A 16358-nucleotide genomic window follows, 5' to 3' on the forward strand; every position below is an offset into this window, starting at 1 on the left:
CGCCGTTCCTTACTTCTCGCTCAATTTGATGACGAGCTTAACCTCGGACGTCTTTCCGTCCTTGTCCGCAAGCTCCCCGATAATGTTCAACGCACTGTAGCCGAGAACGCTGCCCAGCTTCTCCATGGAGACGCCGTCGCCGTTAACATCCAAACCGCCCAACAGATCCTTGACGGTAATCAGGGCGACGCCTTCCTTGAATTCCACCGTCCGGCTCTCGCCCATGAAGTCGACCGTCAGGCTGGCCGCGTCAGGGGAAGCCTTAAGCTGGAAGCCGGTCAGCTTCGCCTCCGGATCGATTCCCTTCGGAAGGGAAATCACGAAGGCTCCATTCCCGTTATGCTCCGCCGTATAGTTCTCGCCTCCGATGACCGCCGTCGCCGATTTCAGCTCCAGGGAACCGACGGCTCCCGGCTGCCCTGGCTGCCCCGGCTTATCCTTACCCGCGTATTTCAGCGCTTCATAGGCCAGCTTGACGGCGTCCTGCCGCTTGATGGCTTTCTGCGGCTCCAGGTTGGTCAGCGGTTTGCCGGTAAACCCGGTATACAGGCCGATCTGGTACGCATAGCCTATCTGCTTGGCGGCCCAGGCGGAGATGTCCGATTTGTCCTCAAACGGAGATGCATAATCGCCGTTCAGGGCGTTCTTCTCCAGATTCACCGCGCGGAGCAGGAAAACGGTCATCTGTTCCCTGGTCACGTTGGCCGAAGGAGAAAAGGTCGTTTCCGAGGTGCCGTCCGTAATCCCGGCCTTGGCCAAAGCCCCGACGTATCCGCTGTACCACGAGCCCGGCTCCACGTCCTGGAACTTCCCGGAGGCGGAGGAATCCTCGGCCAGTCCGGTGGCGGCTGTAATGATTTTGGCCAGCTCAGCGCGGGTCAAGTTCCCAAGCGGGGAGAAGCTGCCGTCTTCATAACCGGAAATAATCCCCTTCTCCACCAACGTGTTAATCTCATTAGCAGCATAGCTGGTGCCTACGTCTTTAAGCGGAGGTGCGGCCAAAGCCGTTCCCCAAAGCGAGAAAGCCAAGGCGGAACTCATGCCTAAGGCAGCCGCCCGTTTGATTCCGTTCGTGTTGCGCTTTTCGTTTGCCATCCTTGTTTCCTCCTCGTGTCGTTTGTGTACGGTTGGTCGGTTGATTGATGTCTGCTGGTCCCTGTGTCCCATCTGCCGTCCCCTGCGGGGAGAGTGCCGGCCAGGCTTGGTTCGGATTCCGGTCCCCTGCCTAATGACGGACGCGGCTCCTTGCCTGGTGCCTTATGCGCACGAACAGTCCCTTCCCCTTTTCCGGTGAAAAATGACCCGGAGCAGCTTAAGACTATCCGGGCCATCCCGCCCGGATAGCGGCCCGACCCGCCGGAGACATCCATCCATGCCTGCGGCGGGGCTGCCGTCCGATCACCGGCGCTTATCCGCCGGGGCGTCCCCCTGCCAAGCGTGGCAGGAAAGCACGTTCTTTCCAGCATTTGAGCCGGCCCGGCGGATAAAGGCTAGGCCTTCTGGATGAGACGCAGGGCTTCGTCCCAATCGAAGCACAGGCGGACGATGTCCTCCTCCACGAGCTCGCTGCCCGTTTGCACCTCGATCAGTTCCAGCTCGGTGAATGCGCGAAGGCTGTGCTTGACCCCGACCGGGATCTGCCATACGTCGCCGGCATCCACCGGGTACAGCCGCCCGTCCAGGATGAGCTCTCCGCTTCCGGAGAGAATCGTCCAGACCTCGCGGCGTTTCTCATGCAGCTGGTAGCTCAGGTTGCAGCCGGCGCGGATGCCTATCCGCTTGGTCAGCATTTCCTGGCCTTCCCCGTATTTCTTGCAGTCCAGCACCCGGTACCAGCCCCACCGGCGCTCTTCGTACATCGGACGGGCTTCCGTATGCTTCAGCACTTCCTTGATCCGCGGACTGGCCTCCTTCTCGGTGACGAGAATGCCGTCCGGGCTCGCAGCCACGATGACATTCGTAAGGCCCATGACCGTTACCGGAATGTCGAGCTCGTTCAGGAGGTAGCTTCCTTGGCATTCCTCCGTCAGAATGCCCTTGCCAAGCTGGGTCGTGCTCATCTCCTCGGTCAAGGTATTCCACGTGCCGAGGTCCTTCCAGTCTCCGTCGTATGCCGTGCAGACGATATGCTTCGCCTGCTCGACGACCTCGTAGTCGAAGGAGATTTTTTTCAGCTGGCCGTACTGCTTCAGCAGCTCCTCGTATTGGATCGGAAGGCCGCGGGCGATAAGCTCGTTGATCAGATAGTCCAGCTTGAAGGCGAATACCCCGCAGTTCCAGAGAGCCCTCTCGCGGATAAGCTCCCGGGCCCCCGCCTCGTCTGGCTTCTCGGTAAACCGTGCCACCTTCCGGTAGGTCTCCTCCGGTGCCGCCGATGCGGATACCTCTCCTTGCGGAACGAGATAGCCGTACTTCTCCGAAGGATAAGTAGGCGTCACCCCGATCAGGGCGAGATCCGCGCCGGAATCGTTCAGCACCTTCTCAAGGCCCGCCACCTGCAGAAAAAACCGGTCCTCCACATAAGGGTCAACCGGGAGAACGGCCACCGTTTCCTGAAGACCGGTATCCGTCATCGAATAGAGGTAGGAGGCGGCCAAAGCAATGGCCGGGAACGTGTCCCGCCGCTCGGGCTCGGTAATGAGCCGGGCTTCCGCGCCGAGCTGGCTCTGGATCATCTCGACCTGGGCACGCCCGGTCGCAATATACGAGTGCGGGCCCAGGCCGACGGCGTCGAGCTGCCGCCACACCCGCTGGACCATCGATTCCAGCTCTCCCTGCGGGCTGCGCAGAACCTTCAGAAACTGCTTGGAGCGGGAATCGTTCGACAGGGGCCACAGCCTCTTTCCCGATCCGCCCGACAATAAGATTAGCTTCATGCCGCTTCCTCCTCCTGATTGGGAGTGGCGTTGCCGCCTGTATGTACTTCAACTTCACTTCGGAGTGCGCTCACTAGCCGCTCACCCTGAAGTGCACCCTGCAGAATAGAGGAACTCTAATTCTCTATTCGCCCATTTGTCCTCAAAGTCAAAATGATTGCGGAACTCTGTTCCGCTATTCCGCCTCAACAGGCCGGGTAAGGCCTTCTTTTTCGCTGAATAGGGAATCGGAGTTCCTCTATTTGTGGTGAAATCAGCGAAAACAGCCGAATAGGGTATCTGAGTTCCTCTATCGGGCCCCGGCGGTGGCGGTGCAGCCTTGGCCGGCGGCCCAGATCGGCTCAAGCGGGGCGCGAACCGGCTTACTTGCACGCTGCCGATCCGGCAGTGTGCACCCGTTAGCTGTTCGTGCAGGCCAGGGGTCCCGCCAGCCAGCAGCGAGCTTGTAAGCTGCGGGTGCTCCCCAGCGCGGCGAGCCGCTCGCCAAGCCTCTACGAGCTGCGCGTGACCGGTGCCTGCTCGGCCTCCGCGAGAAGCTCCTCGAAGAAGGCGTCGAGCGCCTCCCGCCAGCTGCGCAGGTCGGGGAAGCCGTTCTTCCGGAGCATCCCGTGCTCGAGCACCGAGTGAGCCGGCCGCTTCGCCGGTCTCGGGAACTCGGCCGTCGTAATCGGCTCCACCCGGACCGGCGTCCCCGCCTTGTCGAAGATCCTCTGGGCGAACTCATACCACGAGCAGCTGTCCGTGTTCGACACGTGATACGTTCCGTAGCTCTCCGTTTCGATCAGGCGGGCGATGCAGTTCGCCAGGTCCACGGTGTAGGTCGGGCAGCCGATCTGGTCGCCTACGACCGACACCGTGTCCCTCTCCGCCCCGAGCCTCAGCATCGTCTTGACGAAGTTCGGCCCGTGGGCGCCGAACACCCACGACGTCCGGACGATGAAGGAGCGGGAATGGACCGCCCTCACGAACTTCTCTCCGGCCAGCTTCGTCTGGCCGTAGACATTGAGCGGATTCGTAAGGGCTTCCTCCCCGTAAGGCTCCCCGCTCTCGCCGTCGAAGACGTAGTCCGTGCTCACATACACGAGCTTCGCCCCCACCTCTTCGGCCGCCGAGGCAACATGGCGCGTGCCGAAGCCGTTCACGCGGAACGCCTCCGCCGGCTCCTTCTCGGCCTGATCGACCTTCGTGTAGGCGCCCGCGTGAATAACCACATCCGGGCGGATGCGCCGGAAAGCCCAATCCACCTGCTCCGCGTAGCTGAAATCGAGCTCTTCCCGGCCCATGCCGTACACCTCGTAGCCGAGGCCCTTCAAGGTCTTCACGAGGTCAACGCCGAGCTGTCCGTTCGCTCCGGTGACGATGACTTTTCCTTTAGCCATAGAGGCGCTCCCCGTACTGCTTCGAGTAATACTTCTGGTAGTCGCCCGTACGGATCCGGTGCCACCAGTCCCGGTTCGCCAAGTACCAGTCGATTGTCTCGGCGAGTCCCGTCTCGAACGTGTACTGCGGCTTCCAGCCGAGCTCGGCGGTAATCTTCGCCGGGTCGATGGCATAGCGCCGGTCGTGCCCCAGGCGGTCCGCCACGAACTGGATACGCTCGTGTCCCATTCCGAGCTTGTCCAGAATCGCCCGGACGATGTCGAGGTTCGTCCGCTCGTTATGGCCGCCGATGTTGTACACTTCTCCCGGGCGCCCGTCCCGGATAACCAGATCGATGGCGGCGGCGTGATCCGTGACATGCAGCCAGTCGCGCACGTTCAGGCCGTCCCCGTAGACGGGAAGGGTTTTGCCCTCCACGGCGTTCGTGATCATAAGCGGGATCAGCTTCTCGGGGAAATGATACGGCCCGTAGTTGTTCGAGCAGCGGGTGATGTTGACGTTCATGCCGTACGTCTCATAGTAAGCCCGGACCAGCAGGTCCGCTCCCGCCTTGCTCGCCGAATAGGGACTGTTGGGTGCTAGCGGCGTCTCTTCCGTGAAATAGCCCGTCTCCCCAAGGGACCCGTATACTTCGTCCGTCGAGATCTGCACATACTTCTTGATCTTGTTCTCCCTGGCGGTTTCGAGAAGAACCTGGGTTCCCGTGATGTTCGTCTGCACGAAGATTCCCGGATCCGAAATGCTGCGGTCCACATGGGATTCCGCCGCAAAATTCACGATAACGTCAATCTCCATCTGGCGTACGATCATGCTCACGAGCTCCTTGTGGGCAATGTCGCCTTTTACGAACACATAACGGGGGTCCTTCTCCAGGTCCGCGAGGTTGTCCGGGTTGCCCGCGTAGGTGAGCTTGTCCAGGTTAACCACCGTGTAGTCCTCATGCTTGTTCAGCACATAACGGATAAAATTGCTTCCGATAAAGCCGGCGCCGCCGGTAACGAGCAGTTTCATGTCAGGCTCACCTCTCTGTAGGGGAAATGGGCTTCCGCTTCGCGCAGGCTCGGGTGCTTGCTATCCTTGTCCGACAGAACAGGACGGGTGACCGGCCACGGAATGGCCAGCTCCGGATCATCCCACCGGATGCCGCGGTCATGCTCGGCCGAATAATAGTCGGTCACTTTGTAGCTCACATGGGTGTGAGGGGTAATCGTGCAGAAGCCGTGGGCGAAGCCTGCCGGAATGAGCAGCTGCCGATGGTTCGCTTCGCTCAGGATGACGCCGACCCACTCCCCGTAGGTCGGGGAACCTTCGCGGATGTCCACCGCCACGTCGTAGACCGCCCCCGCCGTTACGCGAACCAGCTTCGTCTGGGCCATCGGGTTCAGCTGGTAATGCAGCCCCCGCAGCGTTCCGGCTTCCGCCGAATAGGAATGGTTGTCTTGGACGAAATCGAGCTCGATCCCGAGTCCGGCGAGATTTTTACGATTATAGCTCTCGGTGAAGAATCCCCGGTGATCGCCGTAAACGGCCGGTTCCAGAATAACAACGCCCTCCAGCTTGGTTTCCAACCGTTTCATCTTTTTCTCCCCTTTACACGGCCGCAGCCTTTTTCCGTCCGAAGTTTAGATCGAAGGTCTGGTCCTGCACGAGCCGGTTGGCCAAAGCCAGCGATTCGTGCGTCCCCGCATCGGTCCACCAGCCTTCCAGCACCCCGTAGGTGAGGGTGTTCTGGCGGATGTAGTGGTTGTTCACGTCGGTAATCTCCAGCTCGCCGCGGGCCGAAGGCTTCAGCGTGCGGATAACCTCGAACACGGAGGAGTCGAACATGTAGATGCCGGTAACGGCATACGAGCTTTTCGGGTATTTCGGTTTCTCTTCAATGGAGACGATCCGCTTGCCGTTCAACTCGGCCACCCCGTAGCGCTCGGGATCCTCGACCTGCTGGATCAGGATTTTGGCTCCTTGCCCCTGTTCCCCGAAGCTGGCCACATAAGGAGCGATGCTGTCCGAGAAGATGTTGTCCCCGAGGATGACGGCCATCGAATCGTTGCCGGCGAAGGTCTCTGCAAGACCGAGCGCTTGAGCGATGCCGCCCGCCTGGTCCTGGACCTTATAGGTGAATGTGACGCCGAACTCGTGGCCGCTTCCGAGCAGGCTCACGACGTCGCCCATATGCTCCCGTCCGGTGACGATGAGAATGTCCTTGATGTCCGCCTCGATGAGCTTATGGATGCTGTGGTAAATCATCGGATACTGCCCGACGGGAAGCAGATGCTTGTTCGTCACCTTCGTCAACGGATACAGACGCGAACCGGTTCCTCCGGCCAAAATAATCCCTTTCATCCCAATCGCTCCTTTGCTGGTTGGCTTAAGCTTTCTATGTGTGAATGGTTTCAATCTGTTTATCCGGATGGCTGCCATCCGTCCATCGCCCAACGGGATCCCCGCCCGGCTGAATCGTAAGGAAGCCATGAGCGGCTTACCCCTGCTTCGAGAACGAAACGACTTTCTTCAGGAACACGTCTTCCTTTCGGCTCAGGCCGGCCTCCAGGAAGAGATGCTCGTACTGGTCGACGATCTTCGACCAGGAATACGCCTCGGCTATGCGGCGGACCGCCTTCTTCCCGTAAGCGTCCCGCTGCGCTTCCGTCAACGCATCGGCGTGCTCGAGTGTCCGGGCCAGGCTTCCGGCCGCCTTCGTGAAATACACCGCGCCGCCGCGTCCGACCTCCTTGTTGAACACCACGTCGAGAAGGAGGTTCAGCTTCGTGCCGGCGAGCGCCTCGAGAAGCGAAGGATTCGTCCCGCCGACCTCGTGGCCGTGCAGATAACCGTACGCGTTCTCGCGGATTTTCTTCAACAGCTCCTGGTCGTAGACGGTGCCGACGAACTTGATCCGCTTGTCCTTGGGGAAATTCGTGCTGCGCAGGAGCCGCTCATAGAACTTGTTCTGCTCCACGTTGCAGATCAGCACCAGGTCCTTGTCCGTCTTCGAGGCCATGAACTCGCGGATCATGAGCTCGTAGTTGTTCTCGGGCACGAAGCGCCCGACGATCAGGTAATAGGCATCCGGCAGAAGCTCGTGCTTGCCGTACCATTCCCTCAGCTTCGGCGAGCTGTTGGAGAGGGCCGAGCGCTCCAGGTCCGCCCCGTAGGAGATGTAGGTCGTCACCGGGCGGAACCGTTTGTACTCGGTCTGTATGTATTCTTCGATGCCGACCGAGTCGCACACGAGCAGGTCCGCATTCTTCACCATGAGCTTCTCGGAATATTTCCAGTAGGCGCGGATCATGCGGTTCCACTTGCTCCGCTTCCACTCGTGGCCGTCCGGGTTGACGTACACCTTGGCGCCAAGAGCCGCGAGGGCCTTGCGGTACGACGAAAGAAAGGGACCGATGCGGCAGGCGAGAATGTACACGATGGCGTTCTCGATCCGGTTCTCCTTGATGTAGGAGAGGCAGCGCTTCAGACTCAGCACGTCGTACAGCACCGCCTTGGCCGGGCCGATCTCCGGCACCTTCACGTTGAAGCAGCGGGCCCCGTTGTGCACGAATTCGTCGTCGTTGTCGCTCTGGCAGGAGACATGATACTGGATGTGGCCCGTCAGCTTCTGCCGGGTCAGCTGGTCGACGAAGGTTTCGAACCCGCCGTATTTGGCCGGAATGCCCTTGGACCCGATAATAAACACGTGATTCATGGTCTCACCCTTTCTGAAGTACGGTACCGCTTCGCTTGCTCTTGCTCCATTTGAATTTGCGCCCGAAGGCGGCGGTCAGCTTCCCGAATTCGCGGATGCCGAGCAGCTTGGCGCCGGTGACGAATACCAGAGCTCCGACCGCTCCCGATATGGCCAGGCGGACGAAGGTGCCCGGGACGCCCGGAAGGACGAACTGCTTGACGGCCAGCCAGACCGCGAGAAGAATCAGGCTGAGCAGGAACGAGCGGGCCGCGTCCTTCCAATCCATGCGGGAGAGGAAGCGGAAGCTCTTCTCCAGCTTGACGGCCAGCATGATGCTGGAGAGAAGCATCGTCACCGAGCCGGCGACGGCGATGCCGAGTAGGCCGTAGTAGCGGCAGAGCACGACACTCAGCACGACATTGATGACGAGTGCCTGGATTGTGTTGACGGTCGGCACCTTGACGTTGTGCTGGGCGAAATAGACGCGGTTCAGGATGTACCGCATCCCGATGCCGAACAGCCCGATGCTGTAGCCGGTCAAGGCGATTGAGGTCATCTGAAGGCCCTTCTCGTCGAACTGCCCCCGCCCGAAAAGCAGCTGGGTGATGTCTCCGCTGAACACGGCCAGGAAGGCGGAAACGGGAAGAATGGTCAGGCAGGAGAACACGATCGTGCTGCCGAGCAGCTCCACCGTTCCTTCCTCATCGTGGTGGATCGTATGGCTGATCTTCGAGAAGAGAATCATGCCGATCGTGCTCACGATGATCATGACCGCCATCTGGATAATCCGGTCGGCATAGGACAACGCCGAGATGCTTCCTTCCTCCAGGCCTGCGGCCAGGTACCGGTCGATGAAGACGCCGGCCCGCTGAACGACTGTTCCGAAATATACCGGAAGAAGGAGCAGAAGAAATTCGTAGAATTTCGCTTCCTTGACCCGCGGTCGGTTCAGCTTCAGCTCGTACCGGATGCCTTCCCGGCGCAGGTCCCAGAACAGGTAGCCTAGCTGCAGCAGAACGCCGGCCAGAAGACCGATGCCGATGGAGAGAACCCCGACCGGCTGGTTAAGCAGCGCCATGACGAGCACGGAGGCCAGGTTAAGCGGCAGGCTGAGCAGCGTAATCGTCTTGAACTTCTCCAGCTTCGTCTCCACGGCCAGCAGAATGGCGCACAAGAAGGTCGGCACGATCTGCAGGCAGGAGACGAGCAGGATGCCGTAGGCGCCGGTTACCGGCGCATCGAACTTCGCCAGGTAGAACGCCAGAATCGGCTTGTGAAGCAGGAGAGCGGCGGCCGTCACGGTGCTGAAGAACAGCGTCCCGATCACGATCACCTGGGAAATAATCGCCTTGTTGGCGGCGAAATCCGGATCCTGCTTCGCCTTCAGGAAAGGAATGACCGCGACGGCGACCGCCGCCGTAATCCCGGTCATGAACAGCTCCGGAATGGAGTAGATGTAGTAGAACAGGTCGAGCTCCGCGCCGGTGCCGTAATACCATCCGATGATGACCTCCCGGATCATCCCCGACAGCTTCGCGACAACCGCGAGCGCCATCGTGACCAGGAAGAGGACGGAGGTGTTGGAGGCGGCTTTCCCGCGGCTCATATCGCCCTCCCGCGTTCCTCCAGCAGGACGCTGTAGAGCTGGGCGTGCTTGTTAAGCATGGCTTCTTTCGTGAACTGCCCGGTGACGAGCTCCTGCCCGCGGGCCCCATGCAGGGCGATCCGGTCCGGCTCTTCGACGTAATAGGCCATCGCCTCCGCCAGCTCGTCGACATGCCGGGGAGTCACGAGGCGCCCGTTGTGCTTGTCCTCGATCACCTCGGGAACCCCGTTCACGCGGGACGCGACCACCGGCGTTCCCGAGCAGAGGCTCTCGAGCACGATCATCGGCAAGCCCTCGAACAGAGAAGGCAGCACCAGAACGTCGATCCGGTTCAACAGCTCGGGAATGTCCTTGCGGAACCCGAGGAACGTCACCGTGTCCTCGAGGCCGTACTGCCGGACGAGCTCCTTCGTGGGCTGCTCCTCTTCTCCGCTTCCGGCGAGAACGAGCTTCAAGGTGACGTCCGCGTCCTTGTACCGGTCGGTCAGCTTCTTCCAGCCCTCGATCAGATAGGGCAGCCCCTTCTGCTTGGACATCCGGGAGACGAAGCCGAAGGTGAAGGTTTTCTTCCGGTCCGCCAAGGGCTTCTCCCCGTAATATTTCGTCGTGTCGATTCCATTGTGGATCGTCGTGATTTTACGGGAGGAGCAGTGGGCCCGGTACTTCGTCTGCAGGTCGTTCGAGACGGTTACGACGTGGTCGGTCATGCGGTTGCTCAGGAAATACTCGACATTCGAGTAGATCTTCTTCCGCAGCTTCGAAAGCGTGTAGTCGTTCTCCTCGATGAGGAGATGGCACGTCCACACCGACACCGGCCGGGTCTTCGACAGGAAGGTCGAGACCCTCCCGAACAGGCCGCCCCGGTTGCCGTGCGAATGCACCAGATCGATGCCGTAGCGGTCGATGTAGCCCGCGAGCTTGCGCATGGAGGCGATGTCCGTCATGCCGTTCATGTCGAGCTCGAGAATCTCCTCCCGGCCGATGCCGTGCTTGTCGAAGAACTCGCTGCGGAACGGGCCGCACAGGAACGGCTCGAACCGGGTGCGGTCCAAATGCTTATACAGATACGTAATGACTTCCTCTTCCCCGCCGGGCTCCTGAAAAGCGCCAAGAAACAAAACTTTCTTCTTAAGCATCAAGCAGCTCCCCGATCTTCCGGTTTTCGGCTGTTTGTTTCCCTTTGTTGTCCATCACCTGGTACAAAAGGGTATTGTTCATTCGCGCTTTCGAGCAAATTTGGGGGATGGATGTCTCCAGCGTTTGCTTCATGAGATCCCGGCGCGCCAGCGCCTGGTCGATTTTGGCCCGGAGGCCGCCTTCGTTCAGGTCCTTGATGTCGAGAACATAATCCTTCAGCCCCACCGCTTTCATGATCCCGTCGGTCTTGAGGTCGTAGGAAATGGCGACGCAGGGCACTTTCTCGGACAAGGCAAAAATGTTGGAGTGCATCCGGGTCCCGACGAACAGGTCCATTTGCGAGTACACGTACTTGAGTTCCTCCGGCGTGAGGTTGTTATCCACCAGATGGACGCTGCGGTTCTCCTGGAACGGCGCGTACACCTCCCGCGAGATGAGAAGATCGTTGTCCTCGCCCGGTCCGATGCACTGGGGCATCAGGAACACTTCCGCGTTCTGCCGGGTAACGAGATGCTCGATCAGCTTGCTCATCGCGTTCTTGTAATTCTCGAGCTGCCAGGCGCGGTTAGGCGTCCCCGGGAAATGCCAGCTTCTCATCGTAATGCCTACTTTGGTTTTCTTCACGGCGAGCAGCCCTTTCAGGCTCTTGGAGTCGATTTCCTTCTTCTCGAGCAGGAAGGCGATGTCACTCGTTTCAAAGAAGTTACGGTTGTCCGGAACGAAGCCCTTCAAGTAGTTGTAGGAGATCGGCTCCCGCGGAAGCACGAGAGCGGCTTTGTTCAGCACCTTCTTGATCCGGCTCGTGACGTAAGGGTGGCTGCCGAATTCGCCTACCGTTTGGGCGTAGACCACGAACGGCTTTTTGTATTGAATCGCAGTAAGAAACTGGATGTAATGGTACATGAAATCACCCAGAAATTGGGCCAGGTTGCGGGCCTTCAAATACCCTCCTCCGCAGCTGACGACAATATCGGCTTCCTTGAACTCCCGGACGGTCCGGTTGAAGGGGATGCCCAGCAGGTTGAGCAGCCACACGAGAAAATAGAGCGCGGTGTTCCGGATCGTCTTCATAAGGCGGCTCTTGCCGGTATACGGCTTGATGATGCAGTCGATCACCTCGCAGTTCCCGTATTTGCCTTGATCCAGATCCTTGAACAGGGAGACCACCTTGATCTCGGCCCTCGGATGCTTCTTGCGGAACTCCTGAACCATGGCGCGGATGATGCCGGCGTCTCCTTTGTTCAAGTAGCAGTAGGCGTTGCTGATGAGAATTTTCATGTCCATTCACCTGTTCTTCCTAAAATATATGGATGAGGCCGGATGGCCGGCCGCTTGGACGGCTTCCGGAGGCGGACGCCTTCGTCCCTTCACACCACGCTTGCATAGATGTCCATCGTCTGCCGGGCCGTCTTCTCCCAGGAGAATTCGCCGGCGCGGGCGAGCCCCTTCCGGGAATACTCCTGGCGCAGCCTGGAGTCGGTCAGCAGCTTCAGGATGCCCCCCGCGATGTCCTCGGTCCGGAAGGGATCCGTCAGCAGCGCCGCTCCTCCGGCAATTTCCGGGAGGCAGGAGGTGTTCGAGGTAACGACCGGCGCCCCGCAAGCCATCGCCTCGAGGACCGGAAGCCCGAAGCCTTCGAAAATCGAAGGATACACGAACAGCTTCGCCCCGTTGTACAGAAGCGGAAGATCCTCCTTCGGCACGTAATCCGTGATGATGACGTCCTGGATGTACTTGAAGCCCTTCAAGGCGTCGAAGATGCTGTCGAACAGCCAGGCCTTGCGGCCGACGATCACGAGCTTGTCGGTCACGTTCGGGTTGCCGTCGCGAATGCTGCGGTAGGCTTGAAGCAGCCTCGGGATGTTCTTGCGCGGCTGCAGGTTGCCGACGGCGAGCACGTACTCGCCCTCGATGCCGTACTTGCTCCTCACGGCTTCCACCTTCGCGGCATCCTTCTCAACCTGGAAGCTCGTGTCGATGGAGTTGTAGGTGACCGCCACCTTGTCCTCCGGCACGCCGTAGGTGTCGATGATGTCCTGCTTGGAGTACTCGGACACGGTGATGATCTTGGCCGCCTCCTTCGCCGTCTTGCGCACCCCGTACTTCAGAAGCACCGCTTCCTTCTTCGTGAAGTATTCGGGATAGTGCTCGAACGAGATGTCGTGAATCGTCGAGACGACCGGGCAGCTCGCGAAGAAGGGTCCCGTGTACTGGACATGAAGCAGGTCCAGGCTTTCCCGGTTGATCTTGTAGGGAAACTCAATCGGCAGCCGGATAAAGGGGCTTCTCGACTTGAAACGGGTCATCCGCAGGGATGAGTCCGTGAAGTCTCCGGCGTAATTGTAATTCTCGTTGACGAACAGCACATACTCGAAGCGGTCGTGGCCGCCCAGGTGCTTGATGACGTTCTTTATGTAGATTTCATTGCCGCTGAAGTTGGTTCCGACCGCCTGGGCGTCAATTCCGATCCTAAGCTTCTTCATCGCTGCTCCGTCCTTTTCGTCAAAATGCGTTGCTCGAGGCGAACACCTCTTTGAACGTCCTCAAAATGATCTTAATGTCCAGCCCGATCGACCGGCTGCGGATGTACGTCAGGTCGAGCTCCACCATCTCCTCGAAGCTGAGGCTGTTGCGGCCGCTTACCTGCCAAAGGCCGGTGCAGCCCGGTGTGACGTTCAGGCGCTGCTTATGGTAGGCCGTATATTCCTCCACCTCGCGGGGAAGCGGGGGCCGACGAGGCTCATCTCGCCCTTCAGCACGTTCAACAGCTGCGGAAGCTCATCCAGGCTCGTCTTGCGGATCAGCTTGCCGATGCGGGTAATCCGCGGATCGTCTTTCATTTTGAACATGGCGCCCTGGATTTCATTCTTCGCCAGCAGCTCCTTCAGGAGCTCCTCCGCGTTCGATACCATCGAGCGGAACTTGTACATCTGGAACGTCCGCCCGTTCTTGCCCACCCGGGTCTGCTTGAAGAAAATGCCCCCCTTCGGGTCTTCCCACTTGATGAGCACAGCGATCAGAAGCAGCACGGGCGCCAGGATAATGATGCCGGCAGCCGCTCCGGCGATATCCATGCTCCTTTTCGCAAACCGGTAACCGGCGCTTCCTTCCGACAGAGGAGACACATACCGCCCGCTAAAAGGCGCATTCTTGACCGCGTCCGCTTCCTTCGGGTAAGGATACAAGCTCATCGTTCTTCATCTCCTATCCAATTTTGTTGGCGCGTATGGCCAATTCGCGGTCTACAATCGATTCGAGGGAATGCAGCACCGAATCCCGGAGCTCTTTGTTCTGCAGGGCAAAATCCAGAATCGTGTTGATAAAGCCGAGCTTCTCGCCCACATCGTAACGCGTTCCTTCAAAATGATAGGCATTCACCTCGCGGATTCCGTTCAGCTTCTGAATCGCGTCCGTCAGCTGGATTTCCCCGCCCGAGCCTCTCTCCTGCTTCTCGAGAATGTCGAAAATTTCCGGAGTCAGCAGGTAGCGGCCCATGATGGCCAGGTTCGAGGGTGCCTGTCCCGGCGCCGGCTTCTCGACGAAGCCCTTCACTCCGTAGAGCCGCCCGGTCCGGTAAGAGGGATCGATGATGCCGTAACGCTCCGTCTCCTGGTCGGATACCGGCTGCACACCGATGACGGGCTGGCCGGTCGCTTCGTACTGCTGGATCAGCTGCTTCAGGCAGGGGGTTTCGGCCCGTACGATATCATCGCCAAGCAGGACTGCAAACGGCTCGTCCCCGATAAAGCGGCGGGCGCACCAGACGGCGTGGCCGAGGCCCTTCGGTTCCTTCTGCCGGGTGTAGTAGATGTCCACCTTCGAGGAACGCTGCACTTCCTCGAGAAGCTTCAGCTTGCCCTTCGATTCGAGGTTGGACTCGAGCTCGAAGGCGTGATCGAAGTGATCCTCGATGGCGCGCTTGCCTTTTCCCGTGACGATGATAATGTCCTCGATTCCGGCTTCGACCGCTTCTTCGACAATGTACTGAATGGTCGGTTTGTCAATGATGGGCAGCATTTCCTTCGGCATGGCTTTGGTGGCGGGCAGAAATCGGGTTCCCAAGCCGGCGGCGGGAATGATGGCTTTTCTTACTTTCTTCATGATCGGTTCCTCCCCTAATGGTTGATCAAAATGAACTATCAACATCTATCTTTTAATAGCTATTGCCTATCACCAACCGGAAGCGGACCATCATTTTCTGATCAGGCGCCGGCGCCTGATCAGCTTCCTTTTGCCGAGCTCCCGTAGTAGTAATAAGGCGCATCTCCATCCCGGCGCTTGACGTTGTTCAGTACGATGCCGAGGATCCGGGCATTGACGTGCTCTAGGTTCGCTTTCGCCTTGCGGGCGATTTCCCGCTTGATCCGGCCGGATTCGAGAACCAGAAGCACCCCGTCGCACAGGGCTGCTACGATCTGGGCATCCGTGACCGCAAGGGTCGGGGGTGTATCGATGATGAGAACATCGAACGCTTCCTTAAGCGCGTGAACCAGGTTCTCCATCTTTTTCGAGCCAAGCAGCTCGGAAGGATTCGGAGGCGTGGGTCCGGAGGTCAGCACATGCAGGTTGTCGACATGCGTCTCCCGTACCGCCTCCTTAAAGTCCGCCGGGGTGGTCAGCAGGTTGGTCACCCCGAACCGGTTGGACAAGCCGAAGATGTGATGGACCGTCGGCTTCCGCAAATCGGCGTCGATCAGCAGCACCTTCTTGCCCGACAGGGCGTAGGCGGCGGCCAGGTTGGCCGCTGTAGTGGACTTGCCCTCCCCCGGCTGAGCCGAGTTGATCATGATGACACGGATTTCCTCGTCCACCGCGGAGAACTCGATATTCGTCCGCAGCGTCCGGTAGGCTTCCGCAATCGGGGAATGGGGATTGACGTCCATGATGATCGGGCGGTTAATGGTTGGCAGTCGCATAAGTCGTTTCCCCTACCTTTCGCTTGGAGGATGCTGGGCTCTTCTCCTTCAGGTCGGACTCCTTGATCTTCGAGATCACGGCGAGCGCCGGCAGGCCGAGGTGGCGGAGCGCATCCTCTTCGGTCTTGATCGTGTCGTCCAGGTACTCGAGCAGAATGACGAGGCCAAAGGAAAGAATAAGCGACAGAATCAGGCTGACGGCAATGTTCAGCGCCTTGTTCGGCTTGATCGGAGCCGGAGCCTCCGCCGTGTCGGCCACATTCAGAATGGCCACGTTGTCCACTTTCATGATGTTGGGAATCTCCGCCTGGAAGACCGTGGATACCGCATTGGCAATGGCGGCCGCCTTCTCGTAGGACGGGTCCTCCACCTCCAGGGTCATGACCTGGGTGTTGTTGACGGAGCTGACCTTCACCTGCTCGATGAGCTGGGCGGCGCTAAGGCCTAGATCGGGGTACTGCTCGACGACTTTGTTCATGATCGCCGGGGTTTTGATGATTTCTTTATAGGTATCAATCAGCTTGATGGTCGCATTCACATTGTCATAAGTAATTTGGGGCTGAACGGCGACACTGTCATTGGACTTGTTCACAATCAGCTTGGTCGAGGCTTCGTAGACCGGCTTTACGTAGTAGAAGCTGATGAGTGCCGTTGCGGCCGTACAGGCCAGAACGCAGAGGGCAATCAGCCAAAGCCTCTTTCGGATGATGTTCATGTATTGTTTCAGTCCCATGCTTTTCCTCCACTGCTGTGTCCAGCTTAAG

At 59.2% G+C, this 16358-nt stretch carries 14 protein-coding genes and 1 pseudogene; all 15 read right to left on the reverse strand.

Going from position 1 to position 16358, the window contains the following annotated elements; translation table 11 throughout:
* Positions 1 to 9: 9 nt before the first annotated feature.
* On the reverse strand, positions 10 to 1095 hold the full coding sequence (locus tag MJA45_RS24905; RefSeq protein ID WP_315604595.1) for an S-layer homology domain-containing protein: 1086 nt from the start codon (positions 1093 to 1095) through the stop codon (positions 10 to 12).
* Positions 1096 to 1490: 395 nt separating this feature from the next.
* Positions 1491 to 2876 (reverse strand): sugar phosphate nucleotidyltransferase, encoded by a 1386-nt coding sequence (locus MJA45_RS24910; RefSeq protein ID WP_315604596.1) that lies wholly within the window; start codon positions 2874 to 2876, stop codon positions 1491 to 1493.
* Between the two features lie 491 nt (positions 2877 to 3367).
* Positions 3368 to 4255, reverse strand: a complete 888-nt coding sequence (rfbD, locus tag MJA45_RS24915; protein WP_315604597.1) for a dTDP-4-dehydrorhamnose reductase — start codon at positions 4253 to 4255, stop codon at positions 3368 to 3370.
* Positions 4248 to 5267, reverse strand: coding sequence for a dTDP-glucose 4,6-dehydratase (gene rfbB, locus MJA45_RS24920; protein WP_315604598.1), 1020 nt, complete (start codon positions 5265 to 5267; stop codon positions 4248 to 4250). The genes rfbD and rfbB overlap by 8 nt, the downstream gene beginning before the upstream one ends.
* Positions 5264 to 5833, reverse strand: coding sequence for a dTDP-4-dehydrorhamnose 3,5-epimerase (gene rfbC / locus MJA45_RS24925; RefSeq protein ID WP_315604599.1), 570 nt, complete (start codon positions 5831 to 5833; stop codon positions 5264 to 5266). Before rfbC ends, rfbB begins: the two co-directional genes overlap by 4 nt.
* Positions 5834 to 5846: 13 nt before the next feature.
* Complete coding sequence (locus MJA45_RS24930) at positions 5847 to 6599, reverse strand: sugar phosphate nucleotidyltransferase (RefSeq protein ID WP_315604600.1); 753 nt, start codon at positions 6597 to 6599, stop codon at positions 5847 to 5849.
* Between the two features lie 136 nt (positions 6600 to 6735).
* Positions 6736 to 7953, reverse strand: coding sequence for a beta 1-4 rhamnosyltransferase Cps2T (gene cps2T / locus MJA45_RS24935; protein WP_315604601.1), 1218 nt, complete (start codon positions 7951 to 7953; stop codon positions 6736 to 6738).
* 4 nt (positions 7954 to 7957) lie between these two features.
* A complete protein-coding gene (gene murJ, locus MJA45_RS24940) occupies positions 7958 to 9541 on the reverse strand; it encodes a murein biosynthesis integral membrane protein MurJ (protein WP_315604602.1) in 1584 nt (527 codons plus the stop codon).
* Entirely contained in the window at positions 9538 to 10677 is a 1140-nt protein-coding gene (locus tag MJA45_RS24945; protein WP_315604603.1) for a glycosyltransferase, read from the reverse strand. The genes murJ and MJA45_RS24945 overlap by 4 nt, the downstream gene beginning before the upstream one ends.
* Entirely contained in the window at positions 10670 to 11962 is a 1293-nt protein-coding gene (locus MJA45_RS24950; protein WP_315604604.1) for a polysaccharide pyruvyl transferase family protein, read from the reverse strand. The genes MJA45_RS24945 and MJA45_RS24950 overlap by 8 nt, the downstream gene beginning before the upstream one ends.
* 83 nt (positions 11963 to 12045) lie before the next feature.
* Positions 12046 to 13161: a glycosyltransferase family 4 protein gene (locus tag MJA45_RS24955; RefSeq protein ID WP_315604605.1), complete on the reverse strand. Its 1116-nt coding sequence runs from the start codon at positions 13159 to 13161 to the stop codon at positions 12046 to 12048.
* 19 nt (positions 13162 to 13180) lie between these two features.
* Positions 13181 to 13869, reverse strand: a pseudogene (locus tag MJA45_RS24960) (sugar transferase).
* Between the two features lie 13 nt (positions 13870 to 13882).
* Complete coding sequence (galU, locus tag MJA45_RS24965) at positions 13883 to 14779, reverse strand: UTP--glucose-1-phosphate uridylyltransferase GalU (protein WP_315604606.1); 897 nt, start codon at positions 14777 to 14779, stop codon at positions 13883 to 13885.
* 119 nt (positions 14780 to 14898) lie between these two features.
* Positions 14899 to 15594, reverse strand: coding sequence for a CpsD/CapB family tyrosine-protein kinase (locus MJA45_RS24970; RefSeq protein WP_315604607.1), 696 nt, complete (start codon positions 15592 to 15594; stop codon positions 14899 to 14901).
* Positions 15575 to 16327 (reverse strand): YveK family protein, encoded by a 753-nt coding sequence (locus MJA45_RS24975; protein WP_315604608.1) that lies wholly within the window; start codon positions 16325 to 16327, stop codon positions 15575 to 15577. Before MJA45_RS24975 ends, MJA45_RS24970 begins: the two co-directional genes overlap by 20 nt.
* Positions 16328 to 16358: the final 31 nt, after the last annotated feature.

The organism is Paenibacillus aurantius (assembly GCF_032268605.1).
GTDB classification, from domain to species: domain Bacteria; phylum Bacillota; class Bacilli; order Paenibacillales; family NBRC-103111; genus Paenibacillus_AO; species Paenibacillus_AO aurantius.